We start from the raw sequence: 26,489 nt of genomic DNA, 5'->3' as shown, positions 1-26,489 counted from the left end.
AGATTTTTTTAGTTTGTTTTTGGTATAATAGAATTAAGAGTATTTTATAGCTCTATTTCATACTCAAAAAAATCCAGGAGGTTTTATTGGAGCAGTCACCCTATGAACAACTAGAAAAATTTTTTAGCAAGCGTATTTTTAGTATTTTAGAACAACATAATTTAGATTTGGATGAGTTTATACAAATCTATATGGTGAGTTTATGTTTAAAGGCGGTTCGTAGCGAAAATATTTTTTCCTTTGACTCTGAAGGAGAAGTGCCTTTGGCTTTTTCATGGGGAAAAGCCATTAAAGAAGCTTCACAGTTTAAGCGCTTTAAAGACTTGGTTGCAGTAGGGGATCGATCATTGTATGTAGCAGGATTTTTTTCCGATTATTTCAATCAACAGTTATTTGATATAGACTATTATATTCAGATGGGTTCACTGGCTTATGAACAAGCTTCCGATATACAAACAAGGTTAAATCAGGAGAAAGAGATTAAAATTTTTTCTTTGTTGGCTAAGCACTTTAAAGATTTGGTATTTATTATGTCAGAGTTGAGTGAAGACATGAATATGACCAACAATAAAAACTTACTGGCTTTATATGAACGTTGGCTTGCGACAAAAAATAAACATCTTTTAAAACGATTAAAAGAAAAAGGAATTGTCGTTTTTGAACAAGAAGAAAGGATTATTCATTAAGTAAGCTTTAGCTTTATCTTGTTTGAAAATGAAAAATTAAGTTTTCTAGAATACTTTTACAAGCAATAATAGCTATGGTAGCGATGATATATGCAAAATTTTAGCGATCAAAGAGAGTCAAAAAGAGTTCCTGTTGAGTTTAAAGTTGATTTTTTAAAGGAGGGTAATTACCTTTTTGAAAATGCAACCAACATCAGTGAACATGGGATTTTCTTAGAAACAGACCAACCCATGGACCTGGGGACAGTCGTTCATTTAAAATTTACATTACCAGATAGTGGAGTTGAAATAGAGGCAAAAGCTGAGGTGATGTGGATCAACCCAGTTAAAGAACAAGCAAAAGAAAATTATCATGCTGGAATGGGACTGAAATTTGTTCAGCTAAGTGATTTGGATCGGCAAAGTATTTTAGCTGTGATTAAAAAATTAGCGTTATTAGAAAGCATGTCTTGAGGGGAAATGTGAGCGACTATTCAGAAAAAAGGCTGCATAAGCGGGTTGACGCTAAAGTTAAAGTTATTTTTAAGACTTTAGAAGACTTGGTGCACGAGTATACGCATAATATCAGTGGTGGGGGTATTTTTATCAAAACAGATAAACTCTTAGACCCCAATGCCGAAATTGAACTGGAAATGCGTTTTCCAGATGATCTAGGGCATTATATTTTAAAAGGCAAAGTAACTCGTTTGATGAGTTTGAGTGATCCCAATAGTTTTGGCAAGCAATTATATGGCGTGGGGGTGCGTTTTATTGATCCCGATCCAAAAATGGTGGATATTATAGAGAAAACTATAGTGGACTCAGAATAAGCTTAAATTTGGACTAAGTATTTAAGCTTAAATATTAAGATTTCAAAAACAATTCATTTCATTTTAGGGCATATTTTAAATTTAAATGCCTACTGGTATCAATTACGCTATTGTAAACGGATAATAGTTTCTACTTCTAAGTAATATCTGGTAGACTATAAGATGCAACTTAACGTTATGTAAAAGAGGGTACTATAAATGAATCTTCAGTTTATAGACCTTAACATGGCAACTGAATTTTATGGAAGTTACGCAACCTAGAACTAAAATTTTTGAATTAAAGTTTTTGCTATTTATTGCATTTATTTTTATTTCTATAACATGCACAGCAATACGTTATTTTTGGCTGGAATCGTTTGAATTTAGGCTCAGAGAGAATACATTTAGGCTAGCACAAGAGCTCGGCTTTAATGCAGCTGGAACTGGCGAGGTCAATGATGAGTTATGGAAAAAATTTATCACACGCAATGATCAAATTGTATATTTAGTTTTTTCATATAAGCCACTAGCTTACCGACAAGCTTTTTTCCATCCAAAAAAGATACATCAAGTTTCGGCCATGTTAGAGCACGATGTTAAGACTGCACCTAGAGATTTATTGCTGAATAATTTACTGGATAATCAAAAAACCTACGTTAACCCTCATTTGCATGTGGTTCATGCTAATTTGATTCCATCGGACTATCAAAATGATGAGGATGCTTTAGGGCAAGTTAAGGTTGCATATGCCGTTCCAGGCTATATTTTGGGGCTTTCTTTTGGAAGAGCGTATCGTTATATTTTGTTTTTTATCTATAGCTTAACCACATTATCTTTTCTAAGTATTATTTTTGGTCCCTTTATTGGGAAAAGAAAAAAAATTATAGATCCAAGTTTATATACTGAACTTGAAAAAGAAGAATTTGAAGTACAGTGGATTGAAGATGATGATACAGGCAAAACAGAGCCAGTTTTTATTGATGATAAAGGCAAGTCTTGGAGTCTTTTGCTTCCTGATGGAGACGTGAGTGCTTGGTCAAAAGAAGGCGTGATTTATATGTCAGGTGAAGACCTGATTGCCAGACCTTGGGGGTCTAGTGCTGTAAGAAAAGATTTACCTATTGAATCAAAATATGACTATCAGCTTAAGGCATTAAAAATGGCAGGCCAAGATGCATTTATTATCCTTTTTCCAGTAGGTTCCCATCAATTAACATGGGTTATTGGTGGTTGGCATAATACTAGAACAGAAGTCGCAGGTTATGCACGTACTCAAAATACATTGAATATAGAAAAAGATCGTTGGTATTATATTGAGATACAATGCTTATCTGATGAGGTCGTGGGTATTATCAACGGTGAAGAAAACTGGCGCTTAAAAAAATCGGATATCCAAACTTCGTCACCAAATGCTGGTTTTCAAAGCGGTTTAGGCGTTGCTGTTTGGGGTGGATTATGTAGATATTCTGAGATTCGTTATCGGCAGGGTGAGAAAGATAAGGATGAGTCTCATGATTAAAAAGATATTAAGTCTATGTCTATTGCTGTTTGTTCAGTCTTGTGAAGAAGTTTACAAGGAAGAGCAATTCAATGTCATCGTGCCTGTAATGGTTAAGCAACAAGAAAACATCAAATCGGAAGATCAGACACAGTTGTTGGCGCAAAAAAATAAAAATGAGTCTGGTGAGCAAAACAACGAACCGGAAGAAAAAGATGTAGAAAAAGTAAAGCAAGATGCCCCCAAAAACAATGAGAACAATGAAGAAAAAAATACAGAAGAGAAAGCTGTTTCTCTTGTTAAAGAACAAGTAGTAGAAACAAAGAAGCAAGAAGAGGGAGCTCAAGCCTCTGAAGCAGATAAAAAAGTTGAGTTGTCTTCAGATTTTACCAAACAAGATGTGCCAGAAGACAACAAGAACAGTAAAGATAAAAATGTAAAAGTGGCTGTAGATGCAACCCCAACAGAAAAACCGAGTCAAAAAAATACTGTAAATGAAACATTAGATCCAAGAGAAAAGGTACGTCGACAATGGCTAGAGCTGAAAAACTTTGCTTCAAGAAGAGGCTTTTCTGGGGAAGATGTTAACCACTTGATTCCTGAAAGTTTAAGCATAGACAATTATATAAAGTTTGGTGATATTGAAAAAACCAATGAAAAACTGGCTGTCATAGAGAGTAAGCTTAAAGATGCCAGAGTTTCACGGGGTTATGTGAAGCAAAAATACAGAAAAATTTCAGAAAAAGTAGCCACCAGTCAACTAACCATTGATGAAAAAAATGATTTCAATATTCGTTTAAAGCAAGTTGAGTCCGCTATATCTGAAAATAGTTTCAACAGTGCCAATCGTGAGTTAAATGAACTGGAAGTAGATTTGGGACAAGTTCAGACCTTGGATCAAGTTTTTGAAAATTAGATATTGTCGACAAAAGTCAATGTTATAAGGTAAACATTTGTTCAATGATGAAAACAACTCAAAATTATTATCCAATAGGTGAACCAGGAAAAGCTTGGTCAAAAGAAGAAAAAAAGCAATGGTTTGAAAAGCAAGTTGTTCAAAGGTCTTATGAAAAAGATGTTTGCGTGCCTCTTCAAAAGCTAGCAACAGAGCACTTTGCTTTAGAGCGATTTGGCATTCTGGATTATAGGTTTAAACAATATCCGCAGTTTTTAGTAAAAAGTCACAACTGGTCAAAGACCAAGCCCAATGTTCTAATAACAGGAGGTGTTCATGGTTATGAGACCAGCGGTGTCCACGGAGCCTTACGTTTTTTAGAAATGCATGCAAAAAGATATAAAGATGATTTTAATTTTTTAATTTTTCCCTGTGTAAGTCCATGGAGCTATGAAACCATCAATCGCTGGAATCCTGATGCAATCGATCCAAATCGATCTTTTTATAAAGAGAGTCGGGCACAGGAATGTACATCCATTATTGAGGTGGTAGAGAGCATAGGGCAAGATATTTTAGTTCATTTTGATTTGCATGAAACCACCGATACCGATGCCAGTGAATTTACACCTGCTCTAGCAGCAAGAGATGGGAGGGTAATAGAGCGAGACGAAGTGCCCGATGGATTTTACCTGGTTGCAGACCAGGATAATTATTGTCCAAGCTTTCATCAAGCTATGATTAACCGCGTTCAAACAGTGACTCATATTGCCCAAGCCGATTCACAAGGCAATATTTTGGATGTCAAAACTGATCAACCTGGGGTTATTCAATATGACGCTAGAAAACTACATTTATGTATGGCTTTGAGCCAGCCAGAATATTCAACCACAACTGAAGTTTATCCAGATAGCCCAAAGGTGGACGATGAAAACTGCATTGTCGCTCAGGTTGCAGCGATAACAGCTGGTCTGGATTATTTATTGAGCATCTAAAGGAAGTTTAAATAAACTTTGCGTATTGTTAAAGGTTTGTTTAGCTAGGTCGTGAGAGTTTAAACCTTTTAAAGCAGCAATGTGTTCTAAAACTTTTACAGTGTAAGCAGGTTCATTGCGCTTTCCCCTCAAGGGCACCGGTGCAAGGAATGGGCTGTCAGTTTCAATGAGTATTCTGTCAACGGGAACATACTTTGCAGCTTCCTGGACGTCTTGAGCTTTGTTAAAGGTAACAATTCCAGAAAAAGAAATGTAGGCGCCCAGGTCTAGAAACTTTCTTGCTTCAGTTTTATTGGAAGAAAAACAATGGATAACGCCACCTTGACGATTAAAGATGTCATGATTTTTACATAAGGCATAGGTATCATCAAAGGCATCTCTGGTATGGACACAAATAGGTTTATTTTTTTCTTGAGCAAGATTGAGCAATTGATCAAAACAGCCTATTTGTTTTTCTTTTGCTGAGTTTTCATAATAGTAATCTAAGCCAATTTCACCAACAGCATAGAGATGATGGTTGTCAAAAAAATGATTTAAAGTTTCTAAAGCATGATCGTTGAAAAGTTTTGCATCATGCGGATGAATGCCCAATGTAGGAAACATAAATGGCTTATACTCTTCTGCTAAATCAAGACTTTCCTGTATTTGCTCTTTGTCTGGGCCCATGATGATTTGTAGCATTGCAATTACACCTGCTTGTTTTGCACGGGCTACTGCTCCTGTAACATCACCCTTAAAGGCATCTTGATCGAGGTGAGCATGAGAGTCAATAATTGAGTAGGGCGCTACTGGTGTTATTGAGCTAGATTCCATATTTTTTTCCAATCAATCATCAAGCGTTCAATCCATAATTGAGCATTTCCATAGCGGTTAAGTGCTTGTGATTCTGCTTGTTTAAGAAGGGTATGAAAGCTTTCCATGCGGTTTATGTGTAAGAAATTGTTTTTTCCAGCTTCAATTTCATAGTGTTTAAGAAAAACTTTATAAAACTGTTCAAAGAAAAAATAATGTTCTTCTTTTTGTTTGGCAATAGATTTTGAAAAATTAAATATTTTATCCAATGCGGTATGCCCCTTTTGCTGCAAAAGTTCATTGAGTTCATGCAACCATGCAGGTGGCGTAAGCTGGGTTTTGTCTTGCTGGATGTCATCCTGAATATGACATTTTATGCTACGTGAAAGAATGGTTCTGAGCAGCCGATTTTGGTTTTCTGTCCACAAAAATATATGTGCAAATGTAGGAGGCTCTTCCATGCTTTTTAATAAAGCATTAGAGGAGGAAGCGTTGAGACGGTGAGCATCATGAATATGTAAGATTTTATGGCTTTGTTCATGAGGAGATATATGCAACCAGCGTAACATATTTTTAATGTCTTCTAAGGGAATTTCATTTTTTTCTGGTTGGTAAAGATAAATATCTGGAAAGTTACCGTGTTCAACTTTTTGACAAGAGGGACATTGCAAACAGGGCACAGAGTTCTTTAGATTTTGACAGAACAGTCTTTGAGAAAGATTCTTGGCCAGATGCAATCGTGCTTGGGAAAAATCACAAGAGACACTAATGGAATGGACCAAACGATTTTGTTGAAAAAGTTCTGTCAAACGCTGCAAAAAGAATTCAGATTTCATTGACTTAACCCTAATGTATTAAGAATAGAATGATGGAGCGTATCAATATCCTGATTGGCATCTAAAACAGTAAAACGCTTATTGTTTTGGGCAATGGTTAAAAAGCCCTTTCTAACTTTTTGATGAAAATCTAAACCCTCGTTTTCAAAACGATCTTCACGAAGTTGTTGTTTTTGTTTTGATAATCGTGCAAGGGAACGCTGTATTCCCAGTTCAGGTTCGGTATCGAGTAAAATAACTTGATCAGGCAATACATTATCAGTTGCCAATTGGTTGAGCATGCCAATAGTGTTTAAATCTAAGCCACCAGCATAACCTTGATAAGCCAAGGATGAATAAATATAGCGGTCACAGAGAATATAGTCTGCCAATTGAAGTTGTGGTTTAAGGACTTTTTCAACATGTTCTTTGCGAGCAGCTTCAATAAGAAAAAGCTCTGTTAAAGGTAACAGAGATCCTTTGCTAGAGCGAACGATACATTTTCTTATTTCATCAGCCTGGGGTGTTCCTCCAGGTTCTCGTGTAGAAACAACGGTTTTTCCTTGGGATTCAAGGAAATCATGCAACAGTTTAACCTGGGTGCTTTTGCCAACACCCTCGATGCCTTCAAAAACAATAAACGTTGCTTTTTTCAAAAGTAAAACGAAGTGGTTAAATCAATATTGAATAATAAAGAGTGAAAGAAATTCAATCAGTCATCCAAAAGCTTTTTAAGCGAAGGTGTAGAACCGTGAATGCGTCTTTGTCTTTTACCTTCTTTGCCTTGAGTTCTGATTTTTCTTTTTCTAACTTTTTTAGTTCTTCTGTAAGGTGCTGCCATAATGAGAGCAACTATATGCTATTTTCTTGGATTATGCAAGACCAAGCCATCGTGTCCATAGGATTTTATTTTTGCCAGCTCCTGCTCTGCCTGCGCCCGATCTGAAAATGGCCCGGAACACACTCTGTAACGTTTTTTGGGGGCAGAAATAATACTTAAGCTATTGGAAACATTTTGTTTTTTTAGTTTTTTTAAGAAACTTTTGGCATTATTATGGACACTAAAATAACCCAGTTGAACCCAATATTGGTTGGGGTAAGTGTTATCAACAAATGACTCGGTTTTACCTTTTATGACCGTCATTCTAACTTTACTGACACCGTCTTGGTCAAGTCCTAGTTTTTTTGCAGCTTTGTAGGATAGATCAATGATTCTCCCCTCAATAAATGGACCTCGATCATTGATGGTAACCGTGACTGAGTTTCCAGTATCTAAGCGCGTAACCTTAACTTGACTACCAAAGGGCAAAGATTTATGGGCAGCTGTCATTTTGTGCATGTTATAGGTCTGTCCAGAAGCTGTTTTTTTACCGTGGAAGCCTGGGCCATACCAAGATGCGTAACCAACTTGGCTATTGCCTGGATGAGCAACCACTGAACGGCGCATGGATTTATGTCCGCAGGCAGTCTTAAAAAAAGATAAGCTGAGCAACAATAACATTGTCCATAAGCTTGAAGTGTATTTTTTTCTTTGCATCATGCGTGATAATCTTATCTGAGAATGAAAAGAATGCGTAATTTATCAACGCTTTAGTTTGTTTTTTTAAGAACATAATGATCATGTGTACGAAAAACAAGCATTATTTATTAGCTTTTGTAAAGGCATTATACCTAATGCCATAGAGAAAACTTAAATCAATTATTTGAGTTTTTGTAGCTCTAAAACTATGGAAGCAGATACAGTTAGTTTGTTTGTTCATAACGTGAAAGTTGTAATTTTTTTATAGGCACTGTATGTTAAGAGAATATATATCTTTGGCATCATCATCTATCTGAGGAGGTTGCTTCATGCCAAAAGCAGATTCAGTTCATAGAGTTATTGCAAAATTAATTGATTTTTTAATTGTTGGCTTTTTAGCCAGTGTTTCGCCTTTTTTTGGATCTTTAGCCGGCGCTATTTATATAATGATTGGCGATGGGTTTTTTAACGGCCAGAGCCTTGGTAAAAAGTTTTTAAACTTACAGGTCAAAGTCATTGGTGAAGAAAGAGAAATGCGTGAGTGCGGCTTTAAAGATTCTATTGTTAGAAATTTACCTTTTTCCGTTTTTATTGTTTTGCATGGTATACCTGTTATTGGGGTTATCTTTTTGTTTTTAGCAATTGTTTTTTGTGCGCTTGAGCTTTACTTTGTTTTAAATGATCATAAAGGAATTCGCGTTGGAGATATCTATGCCGAAACACAAGTGATCAATGAAGAAAAAAAAAGTTTGGAAATCAAGGCTTAACAAGCAACGATGTTTAATGTTAAAAAAACATGATAGCGCCTGATGTAAAACAAGATCTTGATTATATTGTTGAGGAAAATGAAAAAATTATCAATGCTCCAATCAAAGCAGCGTTTTTGAGTTTATTTTTTTTTGGTGCAGGCTACCTTACACTTAAAAAGTATTTTTTAGCCATCCTGACTTTTATTGTTTTATGCGTATTGGGTTTTTGTTTGCTTGATGGAGCAAAAGTGATCAATTTGGGTTGGGTAGAAGATCTTAACATCTTGATAGGTGAACAGCAGATGTTTGTTGTCTATTGTATAACGGCAATGTTGTTTGTATTTTTATGGTGGGTATCCATTATTTTCCCAGTAGACATGACACGTCCTATATTTTTTTACCAGGACGTTTCACACAAGACACTATTTTATATCTGGTTTTTACCTTTCTTACCTTATTATTGGCAGGGTAAGTTCAAGCGAGGTCATGTGACAGGCTTGGGTTTTTTATTATTTCCTGCATGCTTGTTGATTCTTAATATGTTTTATACCTCATCTGATCATATATGGTTAAACTATACCAATGAACGCTTGATGGCCTATACATGGTTGCTTTTGTTGGCTAGCATTTTTTTGATCTTGATGTCTTTGATTTCAAATGCTTTGGAAGTGCTACAAATTTACTACAGTCATATTCAAAGCGTGAGAAATTATCGTTGGGTGGCTAGTGGCTTTTTGTTAACCGTGCTGATGGTTTGTGCTGCTTATCTATTAAAAGATTCACAGCAGTTCATGGATACCCAAGACGCCATCATTGATTTTATTAATTTAATAAAATAATATGCCAAGCCTTGTTATTGAATAGGGCATGATATGATTGATTAAGACTTAATAGGTTTAATCTTGATGGTATTTCCAGGATAGAGCGTAATATTATTTGGATTAAGATCATTCCACTCTACAACATTGTTGACACTGGTTCCATGTTCTCTAGCAATAGACCATAGAGAGTCTCCTTGTTGAACTTGGTAATAAATCCACTGACCATCATTTTGTGCAGTTTGTTTCTGACCTGATACAACACCTGGAGATTGAACAAAAATATTTTGACCAATTTGCACGGTTCTTGAATTTTTGATTTTGTTCCACTGTCTAAGTTGGCTTACAGAAACACTAAATTTGCGTGAAATTGACCATAAAGAGTCCCCAGACCTGACTTTGTATTGGCCTGATGCAGGAATAGCTTGTTGGCGTGTTTTTACGGCGACAGAAGAGGATTTTTTTGCCGTTGTTTGTGACCCCGAGTAAACGTTGCCACGTTTTTGGGGTATAACCAGGAGTTGACCGGCGCGGATACGAGTCGAATGCATGTTATTGATGCGCATAATGCTTCTATAAGGAACACGGTACTTTCTAGCAATAGTCGATAAAACTTCACCACGGCGTACGCGATGCTTGGTTACTAAGTCAACCGTATGTTTGCTGATTTGGGGTAAAGCTTCTTCAAAGGCAAGTTCCATACCCAAAGGAATTTTTAACTCATAGTTGGGATATTTTGGTGGGGTTACGCCCCGTAAAAGCTCTGGGTTAAGATCTTTTAAAGTTTTTGAGGGAATGTTTAAGTACTTTGCAATAATCGAAAGTTCCGTAGGTTTTTGAATAAGAACTTTAGAGTATTGAAGAGGTTCTTGATATTCAATGTCTGTAAAGCCATATTTTTCAGGTTCTTTAGCAATGATGGCTGCAGCAATCATTTTTGGCACGTAGTTTTTTGTTTCAGGTTTTAGATATCTAAAACGAGACATTTCCCAAAAATCATTGGTGTCATAGCGTTTTATGGCGCGTAGAATTTTAAACTCACCAGCATTGTAGCCTGCAGCAGCCAAATACCAGTGGTCAAACATATTGTAGAGATCTTTTAAGTATTGAGCAGCAGCTAAGGATGATTTCTCAGCATCTCTGCGCTCATCTATCCACCAATTGGATTTTAAGCCATAGCGTCTGCCAGTACCACTGATGAACTGCCATAATCCACTGGCATGAGCATGAGAGTAAGCTTTTGGATGATAGCCACTTTCAATCATAGAAAGATAGACTAAATCTAAAGGCAAACCATTTTCAGCCAATATTTTTTTCATCATAGGAATGTATTTTCCTGAACGTGCAAGCCAACGAGCATAGGATTTTCTGCCTCTACCCTGAAAATAATTTAGCCATTTTTCTACTTTGTCATTCATGACAACAGGGATGTCAAATTCAGGCTGTTTCTGTTTTGCCTGTTTTTTATTGTTTTTAGCCTTAGACGTTTGATTTTCCTCTTGAGCAGTGTTTGCTAGCGATTTCTCGGCTTCAAAAAAGGCTGTTGCTTCATTTTGTCCTGATATTTGGGCAGTAGATAAATCTTGAGGTTTTTTTTGTGTACAAGAACTAACAATCAAAGTTACAATAAATGTTATGCAAAAGAAAAAAGCTTTATTAAAATTCATGATTAATACCCTAAAATTGATGGTTGAATAAAAAAATAATTCTTGTTTGTTGAACTTATAGAGTAGTGCATGTCTTATTTTTTCAAAAGAAAAAAAGGTTTTCAAGGATTTTTTATGGGTCAACTGATTTTAGTAATCAGTTTGTTTTGGGTAAAGCTCTATGCCAAAGATTGTTTGCAAACACAGTACACTTTAAATTTGCTTCAAAAAAAAACCAATCAATTTGAACTGGATACTCAGATCAAGCTAAAAACCAGTGCTACTTGGCAGAAAGACACATTAGATTTTGTTTTTTATCCCAAACGATATCAAGATAAATTGCCTTATTTGCATGATCTTAATTATCATCGAATCTACCCAAAAGGTTTTCAATCAAGTTCTAGTCAAGTTTATTCTGTAGAGTTGGATGGTCGGATTAAAAAAATTGTTTGGAATGATGAAAAGCCTCAACGAATCAAAAAAACTTTATTTACAGTTGCTTTAAGCCAAGCAGAAAAAGAGCGTTTGAATCAAGGCCAAACATTAAATTTATCGATAAAAACTTTTTTAGATATGCCTAAAAAATTTGGCGCTTTTGGTTATTATCGTAAGCAGGTGGCATTGCAAAAAGCTTGGTATCCTTATCTATACAATATTTGTACAACTGAAACCAAGGATGAAAATTATTTGCCTGTATTCACATCTTTACAGCTCAATGTAGATAGTCAACAGCCAACTGTTATCAATGGAGTATACTTTAAGAAACAGGATAAAAAAACACTGAGACTTGATCAACAGCATGATTTAAGCTTGCGCTTAGGATCTGGCATTAAAAAAAAAGTTTTTGCAACAACGCCATGGTTAAAGCTTTATCACTATAAACACTTGAACAAATCTTACTCAGAGTCAATGCAGTTTTTAGCGCAACAATGGCAAGGTTTTGTTCAAGATCAGTCAGAACTTAAATTGCCGGATAATATTTATATGGCTCAGACACCCATGCGAAGGTTTCTCGTTAAAAAAACTGCTTCCATGGCTTTTGTTTCGGATCGTTTGTTTAAACTCAACGGTTATTTGCACAAGTACCATTATATTCCTGTTGTCCAAGCTTGGTTTTATCAGATGTTTGCAAAAAAAGTGCAGGCCAATGAATTGGCTGAAGATGCGCCCTGGATTACCGATGCTTTGGCTTGGTATTGGACGCATGAATTTTTAAAAGATTTGGAGTTTAAGCATATAGATGCTCGCAAGATGCCACTGCTCAGAATGTTCAGTTTTTTACCGGTTGTGGATTTGTTGATTTATTCACCGCAATTTGCATTTGTCGATACCTTTTACAATAATCCTTATCCTTGGGACTACAATCGTGATGATCCAGTTCATTTTTACGATGATAAAACCTGGGGTAGAAGCTTGGTTGAAAAAATGAACGACTGGTTGGGGAAAAATGAAACATCTGAGATTTTTAAAACTTATTTGAATCAGGGAAAACGTTTAAAATCTATGGCCCAAGCTGTTTATGACGGTAATATTGATGAAGCTTATCAACAATGGCAATTTAGACCGCCAAAAGCAAATTATAAAATCACCAAGCGTAAAACTAAAAAGCTGGGTAAGAATCAATACCAACACCAAGTCCAGTTTATCAAAGAATCGGAAAAAACATTTAAAGAGCCGGTTGAAATTTTAGCGGTCGATAAAGACGGCAAGCAATTTAAATTTAATTGGTTTGATACTCAAGAAGAGTATGACATTGAGTTTAGGTCCAAAGCCAAACTTAAAAAAATATACCTAGACCCCAGGTCAAGATTATCAGAGTGGCAACGCTATGATAATACCAAGCCAGCCCCTTACAAGTTTGTTCTTGAGCAAATGCTTTTAGACTATGACGTCAACGAAAGTGTTCCTCTAATTTTTTTAGGGGGGGTACTGCGTAAAAAGCAAGGCGGATATAACCGATATAGAGTCAGTGGATTTTATTTGGGAGAAAACTATGGCGTAGGTTTAGGGTATACACGGCTTTTTGGTCGTGCTGTTGATGGCTTAAGACTCAGTCATGGTGCATCCATAACGGCTAATTTTTCAAGAGTGACCGAAGATAGTATTTTAACCAATGCTGGGGACGTGGTGGATTTAACGCCAGCCAGTAATGTTAGCAGCTTGGGCTTGAGCTATTTTTTTGGCAATCAGCTGTCTTTCACCAACCCTTTATCTGGTTGGGGTGGTTCTTTTTCAGTCCAATGGGGAAGTTCTGCTTTATGGGCAGATCATGATTATATCAGTGTGAATCACGGTGCTTCGTGGGTGTTTCCAGTCAGTAGCGTTAATCATTTATTGGCTTTGCGTTACAATATAAGTGTCAATTCAAAAGGTATCCCAAGTCAAATTCAGCCAAGATTGGGTGGTCCAGCAGCTATAAGAGGTATTTCTTTTAATGATGAAGATTTTCAAGGGCGATACCGACTACTTAGCAGCGCTGAGTACAGACATTTTTTGTTGCAAGATATTGATATCAACCTTGGTTTGTTTAGAATTAGAGACATTCAGGGAGCCTTTGGTCTGGATGCAGGGCATGTAACTGCAACGGTTCAGGAGCAAGCTGAACAAGTTTTAAATCCAAATGCAGCCAACACAGGCTTTGGGGATTTATGGAATGTACTAAAGTTTACCTATGGTGCCAATTATGGCTTACGCTTCCATGTCGATTATTTTGGAGTTAACCCATCGGTTATTCGTTTTGATGCTGCCAGAACATTGGATGATCAGCATGGTGGCATAAAATTTTATTTAGGGTTTGATCAGAGTTTTTAAGTCGCTTTGTTTGAAGGCTTTTCATTTGCGCAAGTTGCGGTATAATGAAGCATTAATGCGAAATATAGTGTTATCAACTTTTTTGGTCTTGACCAGCATAGGTTTTGCTCAAAACTACAATCAATTGCAAAACATTGACCAGCTGATGCAAATTTACTTGGTCCAACCGCATTTGCGCAGCAAAGAAGAGAAAGTGACTGTTAAACGTTTGCGCAATGGTCAAGCCTATGCTGCAAAAATTACTTACTGGCGGAGTCTTAAAGGCAGAGATAGTGAGCGAGAGATTTGTAATGCCTATCGTTGGTTATTGTTTGGGCGAGGAAAGTACGGTCAAGGTGCCTCTGAGATCTTTGCTCGTTATCCCAAGCTACGCTACCTTGAATTAGAGTTTTTTGATGTGGATTACACAACTGTGCTGGGTAAGGCTAAAGGTGAAGTTCTGCCGGCAAGACGTTCTATTTCTTATTTGCTGCTGGGAGTTCGGCCAGGCAATTTACCGCAAAATAGAAACACACTGGCCAAAATGAAAAAGAAATTGTACAAAGGTAACTGTAAACGGTTTGCACAACAATTTATAGATAAGGCAGTTTTTGATGAAAAATACATTCAACAAGCATATTAAATATTTCTTAAGAAGTTTAAAAGGCAAAGCTTGCTTTGCAATAGTTATGTTTTGTTTTGGATTGTCTTCATTACAAGCGGATACTTATCATGATAATCAACACTTTTCGTTTTGGTTGAATACTTTGAAACAAAGTCCTTTTGTTTTGTTGCAAAAAAATGCGGCTCGGCAACTGGGTTTAATGGGAGATATGCGTGCTAAAGTTGAGTTAGAGTATCAGGCCATGAACCATGCGTCGCATGAAGTCAGAGCTGAGGCTTTGTATGCATTGGGTCGTATGGGTTCCATGAGTAGCATGGCACTTCTACAACAAGCGCTCAATAGAGAAACCCATCCAGAAGCTCAAAAACAAGCCCGTCTTGCTCTGGATATTCTTGAAAAACGTAGAGATTACATAGAACAACTCAAAGAAGAAAAAAAATAAGCTAGCTTGCAAAGCAGCTTATGCCGAGAGACAAGTTAAGTTTGGTAAGGGTTTTAAGCTGTTCTAAGCTGTATTCCCAATTGCATTGATCCACATATTCAAGGTGGAGAATTAAAGAAATTTCCTCAATTCCAAAGTTTTTTTTATTTAAATGGCTTGCAATAAAATCAAGAGCCGTTTCTAAGCTATCTAAGTCATTTGATGTATGATTAACATTGAACGATAATCTTGTGTTGTTAGGATTAGAGGCAAAGTGAGATAGGTGAAGTTTTTTTTCATGTAACTTAATAAGTGATTTAAGCGCAGAATAATTGATGTCGCTTCCACTCAAGTGACAGATGGTAAAGTTACCTTTGATCATATGGGATTTGAATTTTTTAGCTTTTCAAAAAAGAACTAAAATTCAAAATACTAGCCATAAATTCGTTCTTTGGCCATGGTGATGGCAATTTTTGCTGTGTCTTGGTTCTCTTGCTTGGAGCGGTTTAAAATCGTCAACACAGTGTCATGTATTTGATGGGTTTTGGCTTTGGCCGCAGTTTCATCATAACCATGGCGTTCTTGGTCAACATTGATTAAACCTCCGGCATTGATGACAAAATCAGGTGCATAAATAATACCTTTATCAAATAAGAGCTCTGAGATGGCGGGACTCTGCAGCTGATTGTTGGCAGCACCAGCAACGATGGGTGTATTGAGTTGGGGAACGAGTGCTTCAGTAATTACACCCCCCAATGCGCAAGGGGCTAAAACATCACATTCAACCGTAAGAATATCTTCTAAACTAACGGCTTTAGCATTGAACTCTTGTTTACAACGTTCTATCCGTTTTTCATTGATATCCGTAACAATAAGCTCTGCGCCTGCTTCATGCAACAATTTGGCAAGAGGGTAGCCAACATGACCAAGTCCCTGCATGGCAATGCGCTTGCCAGAAAGGTCGGAAGAGCCAAATTGAAACTCAACACTGGCCAAGATGCCCCTAAAAACACCGTAAGCAGTCATCGGTGATGGGTCACCTGAGCCACCAAACTCTGGTGGGGCACCAGTAACATGTTTGGTTTCGGATTTTACGGCAATCATGTCCTCATCAGAGGTGCCGGAATCTACAGAGGTAATGTATTTGCCATTGAGTCGCTCAACAAAACGGCCAAAAGCTTTTAAGACGGCCTCATTTTTGTCAGTTTCTGGGTTACCAATGAGTACGGATTTTCCACCGCCAAGAGACAAACCAGCAATAGCAGCTTTATAAGACATGGCTTTAGATAAGCGTAAAACATCTTTTAAAGCGCTAGATTCATCTTGATAAGGGTAAAAACGTAAACCTCCTAAAGCAGGTCCTAAAGTTGTGTTATGAATGGCGATAATCGCTTTGGCACCAGAGTCTTTATCGTAGAAAAAACTGATATGCTCATAACTCTTTTCTTGCATTAATGATATGACATTGCTGGTAGGGCTTGAGGAAAAATCTTGTTTCATTGCCATGATGTCTACGAGATAACGAGCTTTGAGTCAAGACTAGCACAGTTTATTTTAAAATTAAAGAACCATAAGAATGCACCAATTGTGCTGCTAAATACTTGGTATTACTGGGGTCGCTGGAACGTCTACGTCTTAAAAAACTGTTTAACAGCGTTTTATTTTTATCTTTGTGTTGATTGGCAAAGCCATTGTTTAAATAGGATTTACGCACTTTGCCACTGCTGTGATGTAAAAAAGTGATTTGGCCATCATTGCTGACATTTTCTATAATTCCAATGTGACTTAAAACATCATTGTTTTTCCCATCACGATTGCGGTCGTAAGTATTAGAGAAAAAAACAATATCCCCCATTTTTGGAAACTGGTCTTTATCTAAAATAGAACCATTTTTTTCAATGAATTGATAAAGAATAGAGACACCATTGCCTTTGACTTTTTGGGTTCTAGCATACTTTTTAGTGAGCAAGCCATTGCGGTGTAAAATGCTGGCAATGTAACCGCTACAATCATATGAAAAGTGAGCATCTTCAAATTGATAGGATCGAGCTCTCTTCAGTTGGTAGGCATCGGCAACCAATCTTCTGCGCTTGGTTGCATTAGAGTGACTGTCCCATAACATGTTGTTTTTTTTTAATGTTTTATGGCAGGCGCTGATAGAAAAAAACAAAAAAAAGGATAAGGATAAAACAAGACGTTTTTTTAAAAAGTGACTTTTAAAGTTGTTGTTCGTACTCAAGATATCAAAACCCATACTTTCTATAAGATTATCACGAATAAAAAAAACTAAAAGTTAAAAAATACTTACTTGACATGATCAAGGGTAAAAGTGTTTAAGCAGATATTCTTATGTGCAAGTTTAAAACAATTGTTCAAGAAACGCTTATACAGTATTTACAGTTGGATCAAGATGTTCTTGAAGAACTATTAGAAAAACCACAAAACCCAGAGCATGGTCATTTGTCCTTGCCGTGCTTTGCTTGGGCAAAAACGCTTAAAAAAGCTCCCAATCTGATTGCGCAAGAGTTCTGTGAAAAACTAAAAAAGCACAACTTAAGTAGTTATATAGACAGTGTTAATGCTCTTGGACCCTACCTCAACTTTAAGCAAAATCAAATCTTACTGGGACAGGAACTATTGCAAACAATCATCAATGAAGGAGATTTGTTTGCTAAAAAAAGTTTGGATGCCCCACCGACAGTGGTCTTGGAATTTTCAAGCCCGAATATAGCTAAGCCATTATCCATTGGTCATTTAAGAACAACCAACATTGGTGCATGTTTGGCAAGAGTTTTTAAACATCAAGGCTGGAATGTGATTCGTATCAATCACTTAGGAGACTGGGGGACACAATTTGGTAAGGTGATGTTGGCTTTTAGATTATGGGGGAATGCTGAAGACTTAGAAAAGCACCCTATCGACACCTTGTACAAACTTTATGTTAAGTTTCATGAAGAAGAAAAAAAAGATCCAAGTTTAGCCGATCAAGCCAGAGAGTGGTTTGCCAAGTTGGAGCAAAATGATGAAACTGCCAAAGAATTGTGGCAATGGTTTAAAGATATATCCTTAAAAGAACTCAACACTATTTATCAAGAGTTAGGTGTTGAGTTTGATCATGTTTGGGGTGAGAGTTTTTATGTTGATATGCTTGATGAGCTTATTGTTGATCTTAAACAAAAAAATCTATTAAAAGATAGTCAAGATGCAAAGATTGTTGATTTAAAAGACTATAAACTGGGAGTCAGTGTTATACAGAAAAAAGATGAAAGTTCTTTGTATATGACCCGGGATTTGGCAGCGGCCCAGTATCGTTATCAACAGTTTCATTTTGATGAAATGCTGTATGTTGTGGGTAACCCCCAAAAACTACACTTTCAACAACTGTTCAAAGTATTAGAGCTATTAGGATGTGATTTTGTTGATCGCTGTCATCATGTTGCTTATGGCCATGTTGATTTTGGTCATGAAAAAATGTCCACGCGCAAAGGCAATATTGTTTTACTCAAAGAAGTTATAGCGCAAGCCAAGGATAGAGCTTTGAGTATCATTGAAGAAAAAAATGCGACACTGAATAATAAGCAAGCCATAGCCAATGCTGTTGGTCTGGGTGCAGTTTTATTTGCAGACCTTAATGCTAAACTGGCAAGAGATGTGAAGTTTACCTGGGATGAGATTTTAAATTTTGAAGGTGAAACCGGTCCTTATTTACAGTATGGCTTGGTTAGAGCAAAGTCAGTTTTAGAAAAGTATGAGGGCCAGTGGTCAGATAAAATAAAGATTGACTCTATTGAAACGGTTGAAGAACGAAGTTTGCTGCAAAGTCTCAATGATTATCCTCAAATATTAGGTAAAACCCTTAAAGAAAAAGAACCTTTTTATTTGTCGCATTATGCCTTGGAATTGGTTAAGCAGTTTAATCGTTTTTATGCAAAATGTAGGGTGCTGGATGCCCCAGAACACCAGAAGTATTTTAGATTGTGTCTGGTTAAGAGCTTAACCATTGTTTTAGAGTCAAGCTTGAAACTTTTAGGTGTTCCACGCGTTGAAAAAATGTAAGCAGCAAAGCCTAAACTTTTCTAAGGTTTAGGCTTTGTTCAAATTGTTGATTGTTTTTCTGGTGGGTTTTAGATTAAACGGTTTTTTATTCTACGGTTCCTGTAAGCCGCGTAGGCAGCAGGGTCTTTAATGAAAGGGTTACGCTTGTTTTTTTGGCGTTGGGTGGGACTTTCATAAATTTCCGCATCATCCAATTGTAAATTTTCTGCCTTTAGTTTTTCGATATCAACGTTTTCTATACTATCTACTTTTTTGCTCATATTCGCTCCTTTAACTCCCCATGTGAAACATTAAAACAAAAAAGAGTTGAAAAATCAAATACTGTTTTTTTAAAAAAATACTTTATTATTAATATCTTAGAATCTTGGTTTTTAAAAACGGCAAAAATAATAACGCAATACATTATTTTTAGGTAAGCTTAGAGTTCGGGTCAATTCTTTTTTTAAGGGTGATTGTAAGTCACAGCTCTCCAGATATTAAGATGGTTTTTTCTTAGAGAAATGCTTGTCGGGATTATTCAAGTTCATTTTTTTTGATTAATGCAGCTGAGCCTTGAATATCTCCATTACTATCCTTGTACATTCCTCTTGCATAAATGCTCACACGAGGCTCAGCAAAATAAACTTGTGAAGGAGAAACTTCACCGCCTTGTCTACAGTATAAGCGTCCGTCATTAAAGTCTCCATCTAGATCGGCTGCAGCTGTAATCATCAATGTATCATTAATGTGAACGCCGTATTCATTGGCTAGAGAAATATCTTTGCGCGCCCTTACCAGAAAATAACTTGGTGTGGGCATAATGACATAGGATTCATCACCGTTTTGTCGAAGACTTTCCCCGTATGAAAACCCTAAATATTGAGGGTGTCCGACATAATCATCAAAGGTGCAAGTGTTGTTAGATGGATTGTAGGTAAAATAGTTTTTATCTTTGAAATAAATTGCATACCTTCGCTTTTTAGTAGGAGGGTAATCAACAATTTGATTGTTGTCTAAAAGACCTTTTGTACATACACTCATGAATGTTGGAACAGGCTTGCAAGCCACATCACCGTAGTTTGAATCTCTAACCAAGATACTATTCTTTGAAGCAAAAACGACCTCTGCATCATAATAACTTCTAATAATCACAGGACCTTGGGCAGATTTTGATTTTAAAAGATGGCTGTAAAATGCTGAGCCGGCAACAGCAGCTAATATACCAAGAATTGCAACAGCAATCATGAGTTCAATGAGTGTAAAACCTCTATTTTTATGGGAGTGCATGATATAATTATACCGTGTTATGCACAGATAAAACAACGTAACACCTGTAGGGAGTGTTAGAGGAATAAAGGTAACTTTAGTTAACAAGCCGGCTTTATGGGAGTTTAATCAAAAAAAGTAGAGCAGTGAGCTTGTAGAGTTTTAGGTGGTGCAAGAGTTTTGAATATAGTGCAACTATTTAGAGTTGATAGAGTTTTGCCAATAATGAATATTAGCAAACAAGGCATGTTTAATAGTATGTTGATCTTCTATATACTGCTCTAAAGGCGGATCAAATGGGTTATAACACAAAGGGGTTTGGTTTAATCTAAGCTCAATCGTCAACATGGGAATACCTCTATTATGCATGTATAGTTCAGGAATTCCTGGAATATCATCATTGTATATTTCAGATAGATTATAGCTGCCGTAACCTTTATAGCCGGAAGAATTAAGAGCATAACTCATATATTCAGCCAAAGTTCTGGGTTCTTGATCATCAATATGAAAAATACCTCCATCTTTGTATGCAGAGTGTAGGGTGACAATATTATCAAAAGAGATTTTTGAATGGTTGCCATCAACCAAGCTGATTAATGCACGCGTTTCAGCTTCACTGTTGCGGGTGCCTCTGTATATATTGGATTCAGGATCGTCTGAAAAAGTAGCTTTTCCCTTATAAAACCTCTTATCATCATCTGGAAAGCTTTGGTCACCTTTAAGTCTAAAGTCTTGTGGACACATGGGGTCATAAAAATTGCGAGCAATGTCAACACCAAAACTTTCAATTTTTTCTCCGTTTTGCCAGGAATTCGATACTGGGCGTCTGTTTTTTCTCCACATTTCATTGTAAGTGTTAGCATAAACAAAGCCATCAGGGTTTAAAATCGGTATAAACCAAATAGCAGTGTTACAATAATGTTTAGGATGGGCTTTTAATTGCTGCAAAAAATAATGCATAGCATAGAGGTTGGCGTGTACCGTTGACTTTTCTCTAGCATGCTCTAAGGATAGCCAAATAAGATTGATGTCTGATAAATTGTCAGGACAAGCTATTTTATAGGCATTGATTGGGCGTTCTTCAAAACTGAAGCCCAATTGAATTTTTTCAATTAAGTTTGGATAGCGATCATGCAAGGTGTGTTGAATATGATATTCAATTTGCTGATACCAGTAAGACAGTAAAAAGTTTTCCACACCAGAAAGAAAAAGTGCTTGGTTTTTGTAGACCTCATCAAGTTTAACTTCATGCAGATGGGAAAGGTTGCGCCCCACGATTAAATCAAACATGATTCTATCATATCTCACCGACTCTCTAATTTGCATTAATTCAAACGGTGTTAAACCATACGTCCTATTAGAGTCTATAGGGCTATAGTTGTTTTCAGTTCTTTTAGCCAAGCCCCAAAATAAGGTGTCGGTCTCATCCTTAACTTGAAGAAAAATGAGTTGTTCTTTGCCATCAGAAAGTTTTACCGAAGCAAAAATAGTTTTAGTATCATATTGAATTCTGTATGGATCAAAACTTTCCCATTGCGGTGAAAGCTCATTGGCAGAAGCTGTAAGAAAAGGAATAATTAAAAAGAAAATTGTTTTTTGTACCCACTTCCACATGCGTCTATTGCTAGCATAATGCTAAGCGGCAATCAATAAGATTTACAATAATAAAAAAGCCTGGCATGTCCTCACATGCCAGGCTTTTTAAGAGAAATATTCAGTGACGTTACTTCTTTTTTTTATTTTTCTTACGCTTTTTTTTGCCAGATTTTTTATGTTTTTTTTCTGGGGTTTTGCTTTTTAGCATTTCCCACACTTTTTTGTTTTGAGCTTCGGTCAGTACTTTTGATGAAGTGTGTTGGTGCATTAAATTGTGTTCAACTTTTTCTGCTTTTAAAGCGCCTACTTTTTGTGCGTGTTCTTTGATTTGTGCTTCAGTTAAGCTTTTATCATGGATTTTTTGTGCAAAATCTTCATGTAGCTCTTGCCATTGCTTATGCAGTTGATCTTGTTTTTTTTCATAAGCAGCTTGATGTTTTTTCAAGGTTTTAATTTGTTTTTTATCTAGCTCTAGCTCTTTTGCATGACTCAAATAAAACTGGGTATGGTCCATTTTTTTCTTGGCCCAATGATGTCTTTTGTATTTGCCTTTGCAGCCTTTACAGTCTTTTTTGTTTTTAGCATCACAGGTTTTCCCCTCGCAAGGTTTAGCACTTGCATCCTGAGTGTTGCAATCACATGCAGCAGGCATATGGTGATCTGCCAAAGCAATGCTATTAAAGTTAAAAGCCAGTCCTAGTATAATAAGTAATAAATATAATTTTTTCATACTTACTATTTTGTGGCAATAGCCAAAATAGTCAAGTTTTGTTATGTCTAGGCGCTAAAGTTATGCAAACGTACACCTATCAAATTATTCAAAACAAAAGCTATAATGAAATTCTAGATCTACAGAATCAAATCAGGGATGGCCTTCTCCATCAGGGCAGTCCAGGAAGAATTTTAATGGTTGAACACCAGCCCTGTATTACTTTTGGCCGAGCAGAAAAGGGTGAAAATTTAAAACATAGCTTTTCATGGTTAGAAAAACGTGGCTTTGAGTTGGCCCAAATTAACCGTGGCGGAAAAATCACCTACCATGGCCCTGGACAGTTGGTTATGTACCCCATAGTCAATATGAAAGACTTTTCCATGGGTGTAAAACAGTTTGTGTGTGCTTTAGAAAAAGTCATGCTTCATGTGTGTCAGCAATATGGCGTTAAAGCGCAAAGAAAAGATGGCTTTCCCGGAGCTTGGCTCAATGAGCAAAAAAAATTGGGTTCTGTGGGGATTCATGTGCGTAAGATGGTGAGCATGCATGGTTTTTCCTTGAACATTAATCCGGACTTAGGTCATTTTGATGTGATGTTGCCTTGTGGTTTGGATGGTGTACAAATGACCTCCTTGGCCAAAGAAACTGGAGCGGACTTGGATTTTAAAACGTCTTTTGAGCGAGCAAAAAGTGCTTTTGAAGAGGTTTTTTCTTGTAAGCTTACCGAGACAGAGTAATAGTTTTATTTTATTGTTTTTAGTTAGGACTGTACGACGATGATTCAAAGTTTAAAAGGCATGCCAGATGTATTGCCTGGTGAAGTAGAAAATTGGCAACGTTTGGAGCAGGTATTGCGAGATATTGCCCATAATTATGGCTATAGTGAGATAAGAACTCCTGTTCTAGAAAACGCAGATTTATTCATCAAGTCTACCGGTGAACAGAGCGATATTGTACAAAAAGAATTTTACCGCTTTGAAGATAAAAACGGTGACGCCATTAGTTTACGGCCAGAAGGAACACCGGGAACGGTAAGAGCTTTGATGCAGCACAAGCTTTTGGCACAAAAAAGCCCACAAAAAGTATATTACATGGGCCCTATGTTTAGACGGGAAAGACCACAAAAAGGGCGCTTTCGGCAGTTTCATCAAATGGGGGTAGAGTATTTTGGCAGTCATGCACCGGGCGTTGATGCAGAAGTGATCTCAATGCTTTATCAAATTTGTCAAAAACTTAACATTCCTTCGCCTAAAATCATGCTCAATAGCCTTGGTGATGAAACCTGTAGACCAAAGTACAGAGAAGCCTTACTCAATTATTTACAAAAATATGAGGCAGATTTGGATGCGACGTCACGGCAAAGAATGCAAGATAACCCGATGCGGATTTTTGATTCTAAAGATACAAAAACCCAAGACATCATGCAAGATGCTCCAGTCATGTTGGACCATTTAACGGACGCGTGTAAAGTTCATTTTGATCAAGTTCAAGCGCAACTGAGTCAAATGCAAATTCCTTATGAGATCAATACTCGGATTGTTAGGGGCTTGGATTATTACACACATACCGCTTTTGAAGTTATAGCTCAGGGTTTGGGGAGCCAAAACGCAGTTGGCGGCGGCGGCCGCTACAATAATTTAATTCAGTCTTTTGCAGGGCAAGACATCCCAGCCGTTGGTTTTGCCATGGGCATGGAACGTTTGTTGATGATCAGTCAAATGGCGGCATCAGAAAAACAAAAACAATGCGTTGTGTTGCCCTTGAGTGAGAAAGCGCAAGCTAAGGCCAATCATTTGGCTTGGTCTTTGCGGCAATTGGACTGGGCCAAAGCCATGAAAATTGATGTTGTATTTGATAAAACAAGCATGAAGTCAGGTTTAAGGGCGGTGGCTAAACTGGATCCACAGTATGTATTGATTCTGGGTGATCAAGAGTTAGAGAATGATACGGTTTTGTTTAAAAATTTTATGAGTAAAGAGCAAAAAGAAATTGAATACAATTTGGGCATAGACTTTTTACGGGAACAAGTTTTAAAAGATGAAAATAAGGTAGGTATGGATGCAAAACTATAGAAGCCATAATTGTGGCCAATTGACTGGAAAAGATAAAGATCAGGAGGTGTGTTTAACCGGTTGGGTTAACAGACGTCGGGATCATGGCGGAGTTATTTTTATTGATTTGCGAGATCGTTATGGTGTTACCCAGTTGGTTTTTAACCCTGAACACAATAAAGAGGCGCATGGTATAGCAGAGGCTTTACGGCATGAGGATGTGATTGCTGTGCAAGGTAAGGTTTTTTTACGTTTAGAGGGTATGGTGAATAAAAATATGCCTACCGGTGAGATTGAGGTTTATGCCCATGAGCTCAATATTTTATCCAAAGCCAAAACACCACCGTTTCCTATCAATGAAGACAGTGATGTCAGTGAGAGTGTGCGTTTAAAGTACCGCTATTTGGATATGCGTAGAGACGGCTTGCAAAAGCATTTGGTTCTCCGTCACAAATTAAACCATGCTTTGAGAAATTTTTTAAATGAAGAATATTTTTTAGAGATAGAAACCCCTATTTTAACCAAAGCTACACCAGAAGGAGCCAGAGACTATTTGGTGCCCAGTCGAGTGCATCCGGGCAGTTTTTATGCTTTGCCTCAGTCGCCACAGTTGTTCAAACAACTGTTGATGGTCTCAGGTTTTGATCGTTATTATCAAATTGCGCGCTGCTTTAGAGATGAAGATTTACGGGCAGATAGACAGCCCGAGTTTACTCAGTTGGATATGGAAATCAGTTTTGCCCATGAAGACCTGATTTTTAATTTGATTGAAAAAATGATGGCGTGTGTATGGGATAGCGTTTTAAATAAGGCTATTCCAGAAGCACAGTTCGAGCGTATGACTTATGCACAAGCCATGGAAGAGTATGGATCAGATAAGCCAGATTTGCGCTGGCGTATGCCGCTTAAAAATTTAAATTCAGTATTTGAACAGACAGAGTTTAATGTTTTTAAATCAGTTGTTGCAAGTCAAGGTGAAATCAGGGGCCTAAGAATCCCAGGCGGCAATGTCATATCCAGAAATCAGGTCGACCAATTGGTTAAAATGGCACAAGATCATGGTGCCAAAGGCATGGTGTGGGTCAGACAAAAGCCAGAAGGCTTAAGTTCCTCTGTAGAAAAATTTTTAAGTTCAGAAGAAATGCAGAGCATGGCCAAAGCCTTGGAGCTTAAAGAGGGTGATTTAGGTTTACTGGTTGCAGATAAAGCCGATGTATCGCGCAGAGTCTTGGGTGTGATTAAAAAAGAGTGCATCGCTCGTTTAGAGATTGCTCCAGAAAAAGAACATGCTTTTGTGTGGATCACAGACTTTCCCATGTTTGAATACGACCAAGAAGCCGGGCGTTATTTTTCCATGCACCATCCGTTTACGCACCCAAAATTGGAAGCAGGACAAGAGTTGTCTGAAAAAACCTTGGATACGCTTAAAGCCAAAGCTTATGACTTGGTACTCAATGGTTATGAAATTGGCGGTGGTTCGATTCGTATTCATGACAGTGAAATGCAAGCCAAGGTGTTTGATGTATTGAATATCAGTGAAGAAGAGGCAAACTTAAAATTTGGCTTTTTCTTAGAAGCTTTAAAGTATGGTACGCCACCCCATGGTGGTATTGCTTTCGGTTTGGATCGCATGGCCATGATTTTATCGGAGACTCAGGCCATCCGCGATGTAATTGCATTTCCAAAAACACAAAATGCCAGTGACTTGATGTGCGAAGCACCAGCACAAGTGCCTCAAGAAAGCTTAGATGAGTTGCATTTGCATGTGCGTAAAGCCAAATAAACCCAGAAAGTA

At 37.2% G+C, this 26,489-nt stretch carries 26 protein-coding genes and 1 pseudogene; 15 read left to right on the top strand and 12 right to left on the bottom strand.

From position 1 onward, the window contains the following. Positions 1-86: 86 nt before the first annotated feature. From MRY82_01935 to MRY82_01910, 6 genes are all read left to right on the top strand, one after another. A complete protein-coding gene (locus MRY82_01935; protein MCI5071688.1) occupies positions 87-686 on the top strand; it encodes a hypothetical protein in 600 nt (199 codons plus the stop codon). 90 nt (positions 687-776) lie between these two features. Then, positions 777-1,139 carry a TIGR02266 family protein gene (locus MRY82_01930; GenBank protein MCI5071687.1) on the top strand — a complete coding sequence of 121 codons (363 nt, stop codon included), beginning with the start codon at positions 777-779 and terminating at the stop codon, positions 1,137-1,139. Positions 1,140-1,147: 8 nt separating this feature from the next. Continuing rightward, positions 1,148-1,495, top strand: a complete 348-nt coding sequence (locus tag MRY82_01925; GenBank protein MCI5071686.1) for a PilZ domain-containing protein — start codon at positions 1,148-1,150, stop codon at positions 1,493-1,495. Between the two features lie 241 nt (positions 1,496-1,736). Beyond that, on the top strand, positions 1,737-2,993 hold the full coding sequence (locus MRY82_01920; protein MCI5071685.1) for a hypothetical protein: 1,257 nt from the start codon (positions 1,737-1,739) through the stop codon (positions 2,991-2,993). Beyond that, positions 2,986-3,888: a hypothetical protein gene (locus MRY82_01915; GenBank protein MCI5071684.1), complete on the top strand. Its 903-nt coding sequence runs from the start codon at positions 2,986-2,988 to the stop codon at positions 3,886-3,888. The genes MRY82_01920 and MRY82_01915 overlap by 8 nt, the downstream gene beginning before the upstream one ends. Before the next feature lie 47 nt (positions 3,889-3,935). Continuing rightward, positions 3,936-4,859 carry a M14 family metallocarboxypeptidase gene (locus MRY82_01910; protein ID MCI5071683.1) on the top strand — a complete coding sequence of 308 codons (924 nt, stop codon included), beginning with the start codon at positions 3,936-3,938 and terminating at the stop codon, positions 4,857-4,859. On the opposite strand, the gene MRY82_01905 is transcribed toward MRY82_01910, so the two are convergent. The 4 genes from MRY82_01905 to MRY82_01890 all read right to left on the bottom strand — a co-directional run bounded on the left by MRY82_01905 (position 4,845) and on the right by MRY82_01890 (position 8,006). Further along, the gene (locus MRY82_01905; protein ID MCI5071682.1) at positions 4,845-5,672 is read right to left on the bottom strand and encodes a TatD family hydrolase; all 828 of its coding nucleotides are present in this window, start codon (positions 5,670-5,672) and stop codon (positions 4,845-4,847) included. The two genes, MRY82_01910 and MRY82_01905, sit on opposite strands and share 15 nt — an antisense overlap. Beyond that, positions 5,654-6,487, bottom strand: a complete 834-nt coding sequence (locus tag MRY82_01900; GenBank protein MCI5071681.1) for a hypothetical protein — start codon at positions 6,485-6,487, stop codon at positions 5,654-5,656. The genes MRY82_01905 and MRY82_01900 overlap by 19 nt, the downstream gene beginning before the upstream one ends. After that, positions 6,484-7,122, bottom strand: a complete 639-nt coding sequence (gene tmk / locus MRY82_01895) for a dTMP kinase (protein MCI5071680.1) — start codon at positions 7,120-7,122, stop codon at positions 6,484-6,486. The genes MRY82_01900 and tmk overlap by 4 nt, the downstream gene beginning before the upstream one ends. A gap of 203 nt (positions 7,123-7,325) precedes the next feature. Next, positions 7,326-8,006, bottom strand: a complete 681-nt coding sequence (locus tag MRY82_01890; GenBank protein MCI5071679.1) for a septal ring lytic transglycosylase RlpA family protein — start codon at positions 8,004-8,006, stop codon at positions 7,326-7,328. Positions 8,007-8,314: 308 nt separating this feature from the next. Between MRY82_01890 and MRY82_01885 the strand changes: the two genes are divergently transcribed. Both MRY82_01885 and MRY82_01880 read left to right on the top strand, forming a co-directional pair. Then, positions 8,315-8,752 (top strand): RDD family protein, encoded by a 438-nt coding sequence (locus MRY82_01885; protein MCI5071678.1) that lies wholly within the window; start codon positions 8,315-8,317, stop codon positions 8,750-8,752. Positions 8,753-8,781: 29 nt separating this feature from the next. Beyond that, entirely contained in the window at positions 8,782-9,573 is a 792-nt protein-coding gene (locus MRY82_01880; protein MCI5071677.1) for a hypothetical protein, read from the top strand. A gap of 41 nt (positions 9,574-9,614) precedes the next feature. Here MRY82_01880 and MRY82_01875 read toward each other — a convergent pair whose 3' ends face one another. Further along, complete coding sequence (locus MRY82_01875) at positions 9,615-11,219, bottom strand: LysM peptidoglycan-binding domain-containing protein (protein ID MCI5071676.1); 1,605 nt, start codon at positions 11,217-11,219, stop codon at positions 9,615-9,617. A 69-nt stretch (positions 11,220-11,288) separates the two neighbouring features. Between MRY82_01875 and MRY82_01870 the strand changes: the two genes are divergently transcribed. Genes MRY82_01870 through MRY82_01860 form a run of 3 tightly spaced genes read left to right on the top strand, consistent with a single transcriptional unit; the run spans position 11,289 to position 15,055 of the window. Further along, positions 11,289-14,009 (top strand): hypothetical protein, encoded by a 2,721-nt coding sequence (locus MRY82_01870; protein ID MCI5071675.1) that lies wholly within the window; start codon positions 11,289-11,291, stop codon positions 14,007-14,009. A gap of 55 nt (positions 14,010-14,064) precedes the next feature. Beyond that, positions 14,065-14,631 (top strand): hypothetical protein, encoded by a 567-nt coding sequence (locus MRY82_01865; GenBank protein MCI5071674.1) that lies wholly within the window; start codon positions 14,065-14,067, stop codon positions 14,629-14,631. Beyond that, the gene (locus tag MRY82_01860; GenBank protein ID MCI5071673.1) at positions 14,603-15,055 is read left to right on the top strand and encodes a HEAT repeat domain-containing protein; all 453 of its coding nucleotides are present in this window, start codon (positions 14,603-14,605) and stop codon (positions 15,053-15,055) included. Before MRY82_01865 ends, MRY82_01860 begins: the two co-directional genes overlap by 29 nt. Before the next feature lies 1 nt (position 15,056). Here the strand turns inward: MRY82_01860 and MRY82_01855 are convergent, their stop codons facing one another. Genes MRY82_01855 through MRY82_01845 form a run of 3 tightly spaced genes read right to left on the bottom strand, consistent with a single transcriptional unit; the run spans position 15,057 to position 17,288 of the window. Then, positions 15,057-15,416, bottom strand: a complete 360-nt coding sequence (locus MRY82_01855) for a hypothetical protein (GenBank protein ID MCI5071672.1) — start codon at positions 15,414-15,416, stop codon at positions 15,057-15,059. Between the two features lie 50 nt (positions 15,417-15,466). Continuing rightward, on the bottom strand, positions 15,467-16,540 hold the full coding sequence (locus MRY82_01850; protein ID MCI5071671.1) for a leucine dehydrogenase: 1,074 nt from the start codon (positions 16,538-16,540) through the stop codon (positions 15,467-15,469). Positions 16,541-16,583: 43 nt separating this feature from the next. Next, positions 16,584-17,288 (bottom strand): C40 family peptidase, encoded by a 705-nt coding sequence (locus MRY82_01845; protein ID MCI5071670.1) that lies wholly within the window; start codon positions 17,286-17,288, stop codon positions 16,584-16,586. A 95-nt stretch (positions 17,289-17,383) separates the two neighbouring features. Between MRY82_01845 and argS the strand changes: the two genes are divergently transcribed. Then, positions 17,384-19,090 carry an arginine--tRNA ligase gene (gene argS, locus MRY82_01840; protein ID MCI5071669.1) on the top strand — a complete coding sequence of 569 codons (1,707 nt, stop codon included), beginning with the start codon at positions 17,384-17,386 and terminating at the stop codon, positions 19,088-19,090. A 68-nt stretch (positions 19,091-19,158) separates the two neighbouring features. Here argS and MRY82_01835 read toward each other — a convergent pair whose 3' ends face one another. From MRY82_01835 to MRY82_01820, 4 genes and pseudogenes are all read right to left on the bottom strand, one after another. After that, positions 19,159-19,350 carry a hypothetical protein gene (locus MRY82_01835; GenBank protein MCI5071668.1) on the bottom strand — a complete coding sequence of 64 codons (192 nt, stop codon included), beginning with the start codon at positions 19,348-19,350 and terminating at the stop codon, positions 19,159-19,161. 922 nt (positions 19,351-20,272) lie between these two features. Further along, positions 20,273-20,356: pseudogene (locus tag MRY82_01830) on the bottom strand (prepilin-type N-terminal cleavage/methylation domain-containing protein). Between the two features lie 174 nt (positions 20,357-20,530). Beyond that, positions 20,531-21,949 carry a hypothetical protein gene (locus MRY82_01825; protein MCI5071667.1) on the bottom strand — a complete coding sequence of 473 codons (1,419 nt, stop codon included), beginning with the start codon at positions 21,947-21,949 and terminating at the stop codon, positions 20,531-20,533. Positions 21,950-22,058: 109 nt separating this feature from the next. Next, positions 22,059-22,661 carry a hypothetical protein gene (locus MRY82_01820; protein ID MCI5071666.1) on the bottom strand — a complete coding sequence of 201 codons (603 nt, stop codon included), beginning with the start codon at positions 22,659-22,661 and terminating at the stop codon, positions 22,059-22,061. 62 nt (positions 22,662-22,723) lie between these two features. Here MRY82_01820 and lipB point away from each other — a divergent pair, with 62 nt between their 5' ends. Genes lipB through aspS form a run of 3 tightly spaced genes read left to right on the top strand, consistent with a single transcriptional unit; the run spans position 22,724 to position 26,477 of the window. Further along, positions 22,724-23,380, top strand: coding sequence for a lipoyl(octanoyl) transferase LipB (gene lipB / locus MRY82_01815; GenBank protein ID MCI5071665.1), 657 nt, complete (start codon positions 22,724-22,726; stop codon positions 23,378-23,380). Between the two features lie 39 nt (positions 23,381-23,419). Continuing rightward, complete coding sequence (gene hisS / locus MRY82_01810; protein MCI5071664.1) at positions 23,420-24,715, top strand: histidine--tRNA ligase; 1,296 nt, start codon at positions 23,420-23,422, stop codon at positions 24,713-24,715. Continuing rightward, positions 24,702-26,477: an aspartate--tRNA ligase gene (gene aspS, locus MRY82_01805; GenBank protein MCI5071663.1), complete on the top strand. Its 1,776-nt coding sequence runs from the start codon at positions 24,702-24,704 to the stop codon at positions 26,475-26,477. The genes hisS and aspS overlap by 14 nt, the downstream gene beginning before the upstream one ends. Positions 26,478-26,489 lie beyond the last annotated feature (12 nt).

This window comes from bacterium, from assembly GCA_022763185.1.
Classification (GTDB): domain Bacteria; phylum Bdellovibrionota_G; class JALEGL01; order JALEGL01; family JALEGL01; genus JALEGL01.
The sequence above is the reverse complement of the archived record's forward strand: the minus strand, read 5'-3'. Positions and strand labels throughout refer to the sequence as shown.

Excerpts from the sequence above, each read along its gene's own strand:
- MRY82_01930 (MCI5071687.1), top strand. The coding sequence starts at position 777 with ATGCAAAATTTTAGCGATCAAAGAGAGTCAAAAAGAGTTCCTGTTGAG.
- MRY82_01920 (MCI5071685.1), top strand. The coding sequence starts at position 1,737 with ATGGAAGTTACGCAACCTAGAACTAAAATTTTTGAATTAAAGTTTTTG.
- MRY82_01915 (MCI5071684.1), top strand. The coding sequence starts at position 2,986 with ATGATTAAAAAGATATTAAGTCTATGTCTATTGCTGTTTGTTCAGTCT.
- MRY82_01910 (MCI5071683.1), top strand. The coding sequence starts at position 3,936 with ATGAAAACAACTCAAAATTATTATCCAATAGGTGAACCAGGAAAAGCT.
- MRY82_01905 (MCI5071682.1), bottom strand. The coding sequence starts at position 5,672 with ATGGAATCTAGCTCAATAACACCAGTAGCGCCCTACTCAATTATTGAC.
- MRY82_01900 (MCI5071681.1), bottom strand. The coding sequence starts at position 6,487 with ATGAAATCTGAATTCTTTTTGCAGCGTTTGACAGAACTTTTTCAACAA.
- MRY82_01890 (MCI5071679.1), bottom strand. The coding sequence starts at position 8,006 with ATGATGCAAAGAAAAAAATACACTTCAAGCTTATGGACAATGTTATTG.
- MRY82_01885 (MCI5071678.1), top strand. The coding sequence starts at position 8,315 with ATGCCAAAAGCAGATTCAGTTCATAGAGTTATTGCAAAATTAATTGAT.
- MRY82_01880 (MCI5071677.1), top strand. The coding sequence starts at position 8,782 with ATGATAGCGCCTGATGTAAAACAAGATCTTGATTATATTGTTGAGGAA.
- MRY82_01875 (MCI5071676.1), bottom strand. The coding sequence starts at position 11,219 with ATGAATTTTAATAAAGCTTTTTTCTTTTGCATAACATTTATTGTAACT.
- MRY82_01870 (MCI5071675.1), top strand. The coding sequence starts at position 11,289 with ATGTCTTATTTTTTCAAAAGAAAAAAAGGTTTTCAAGGATTTTTTATG.
- MRY82_01865 (MCI5071674.1), top strand. The coding sequence starts at position 14,065 with ATGCGAAATATAGTGTTATCAACTTTTTTGGTCTTGACCAGCATAGGT.
- MRY82_01860 (MCI5071673.1), top strand. The coding sequence starts at position 14,603 with ATGAAAAATACATTCAACAAGCATATTAAATATTTCTTAAGAAGTTTA.
- MRY82_01855 (MCI5071672.1), bottom strand. The coding sequence starts at position 15,416 with ATGATCAAAGGTAACTTTACCATCTGTCACTTGAGTGGAAGCGACATC.
- MRY82_01850 (MCI5071671.1), bottom strand. The coding sequence starts at position 16,540 with ATGGCAATGAAACAAGATTTTTCCTCAAGCCCTACCAGCAATGTCATA.
- MRY82_01845 (MCI5071670.1), bottom strand. The coding sequence starts at position 17,288 with ATGGGTTTTGATATCTTGAGTACGAACAACAACTTTAAAAGTCACTTT.
- argS (MCI5071669.1), top strand. The coding sequence starts at position 17,384 with ATGTGCAAGTTTAAAACAATTGTTCAAGAAACGCTTATACAGTATTTA.
- MRY82_01835 (MCI5071668.1), bottom strand. The coding sequence starts at position 19,350 with ATGAGCAAAAAAGTAGATAGTATAGAAAACGTTGATATCGAAAAACTA.
- MRY82_01825 (MCI5071667.1), bottom strand. The coding sequence starts at position 21,949 with ATGTGGAAGTGGGTACAAAAAACAATTTTCTTTTTAATTATTCCTTTT.
- MRY82_01820 (MCI5071666.1), bottom strand. The coding sequence starts at position 22,661 with ATGAAAAAATTATATTTATTACTTATTATACTAGGACTGGCTTTTAAC.
- lipB (MCI5071665.1), top strand. The coding sequence starts at position 22,724 with ATGCAAACGTACACCTATCAAATTATTCAAAACAAAAGCTATAATGAA.
- hisS (MCI5071664.1), top strand. The coding sequence starts at position 23,420 with ATGATTCAAAGTTTAAAAGGCATGCCAGATGTATTGCCTGGTGAAGTA.
- aspS (MCI5071663.1), top strand. The coding sequence starts at position 24,702 with ATGCAAAACTATAGAAGCCATAATTGTGGCCAATTGACTGGAAAAGAT.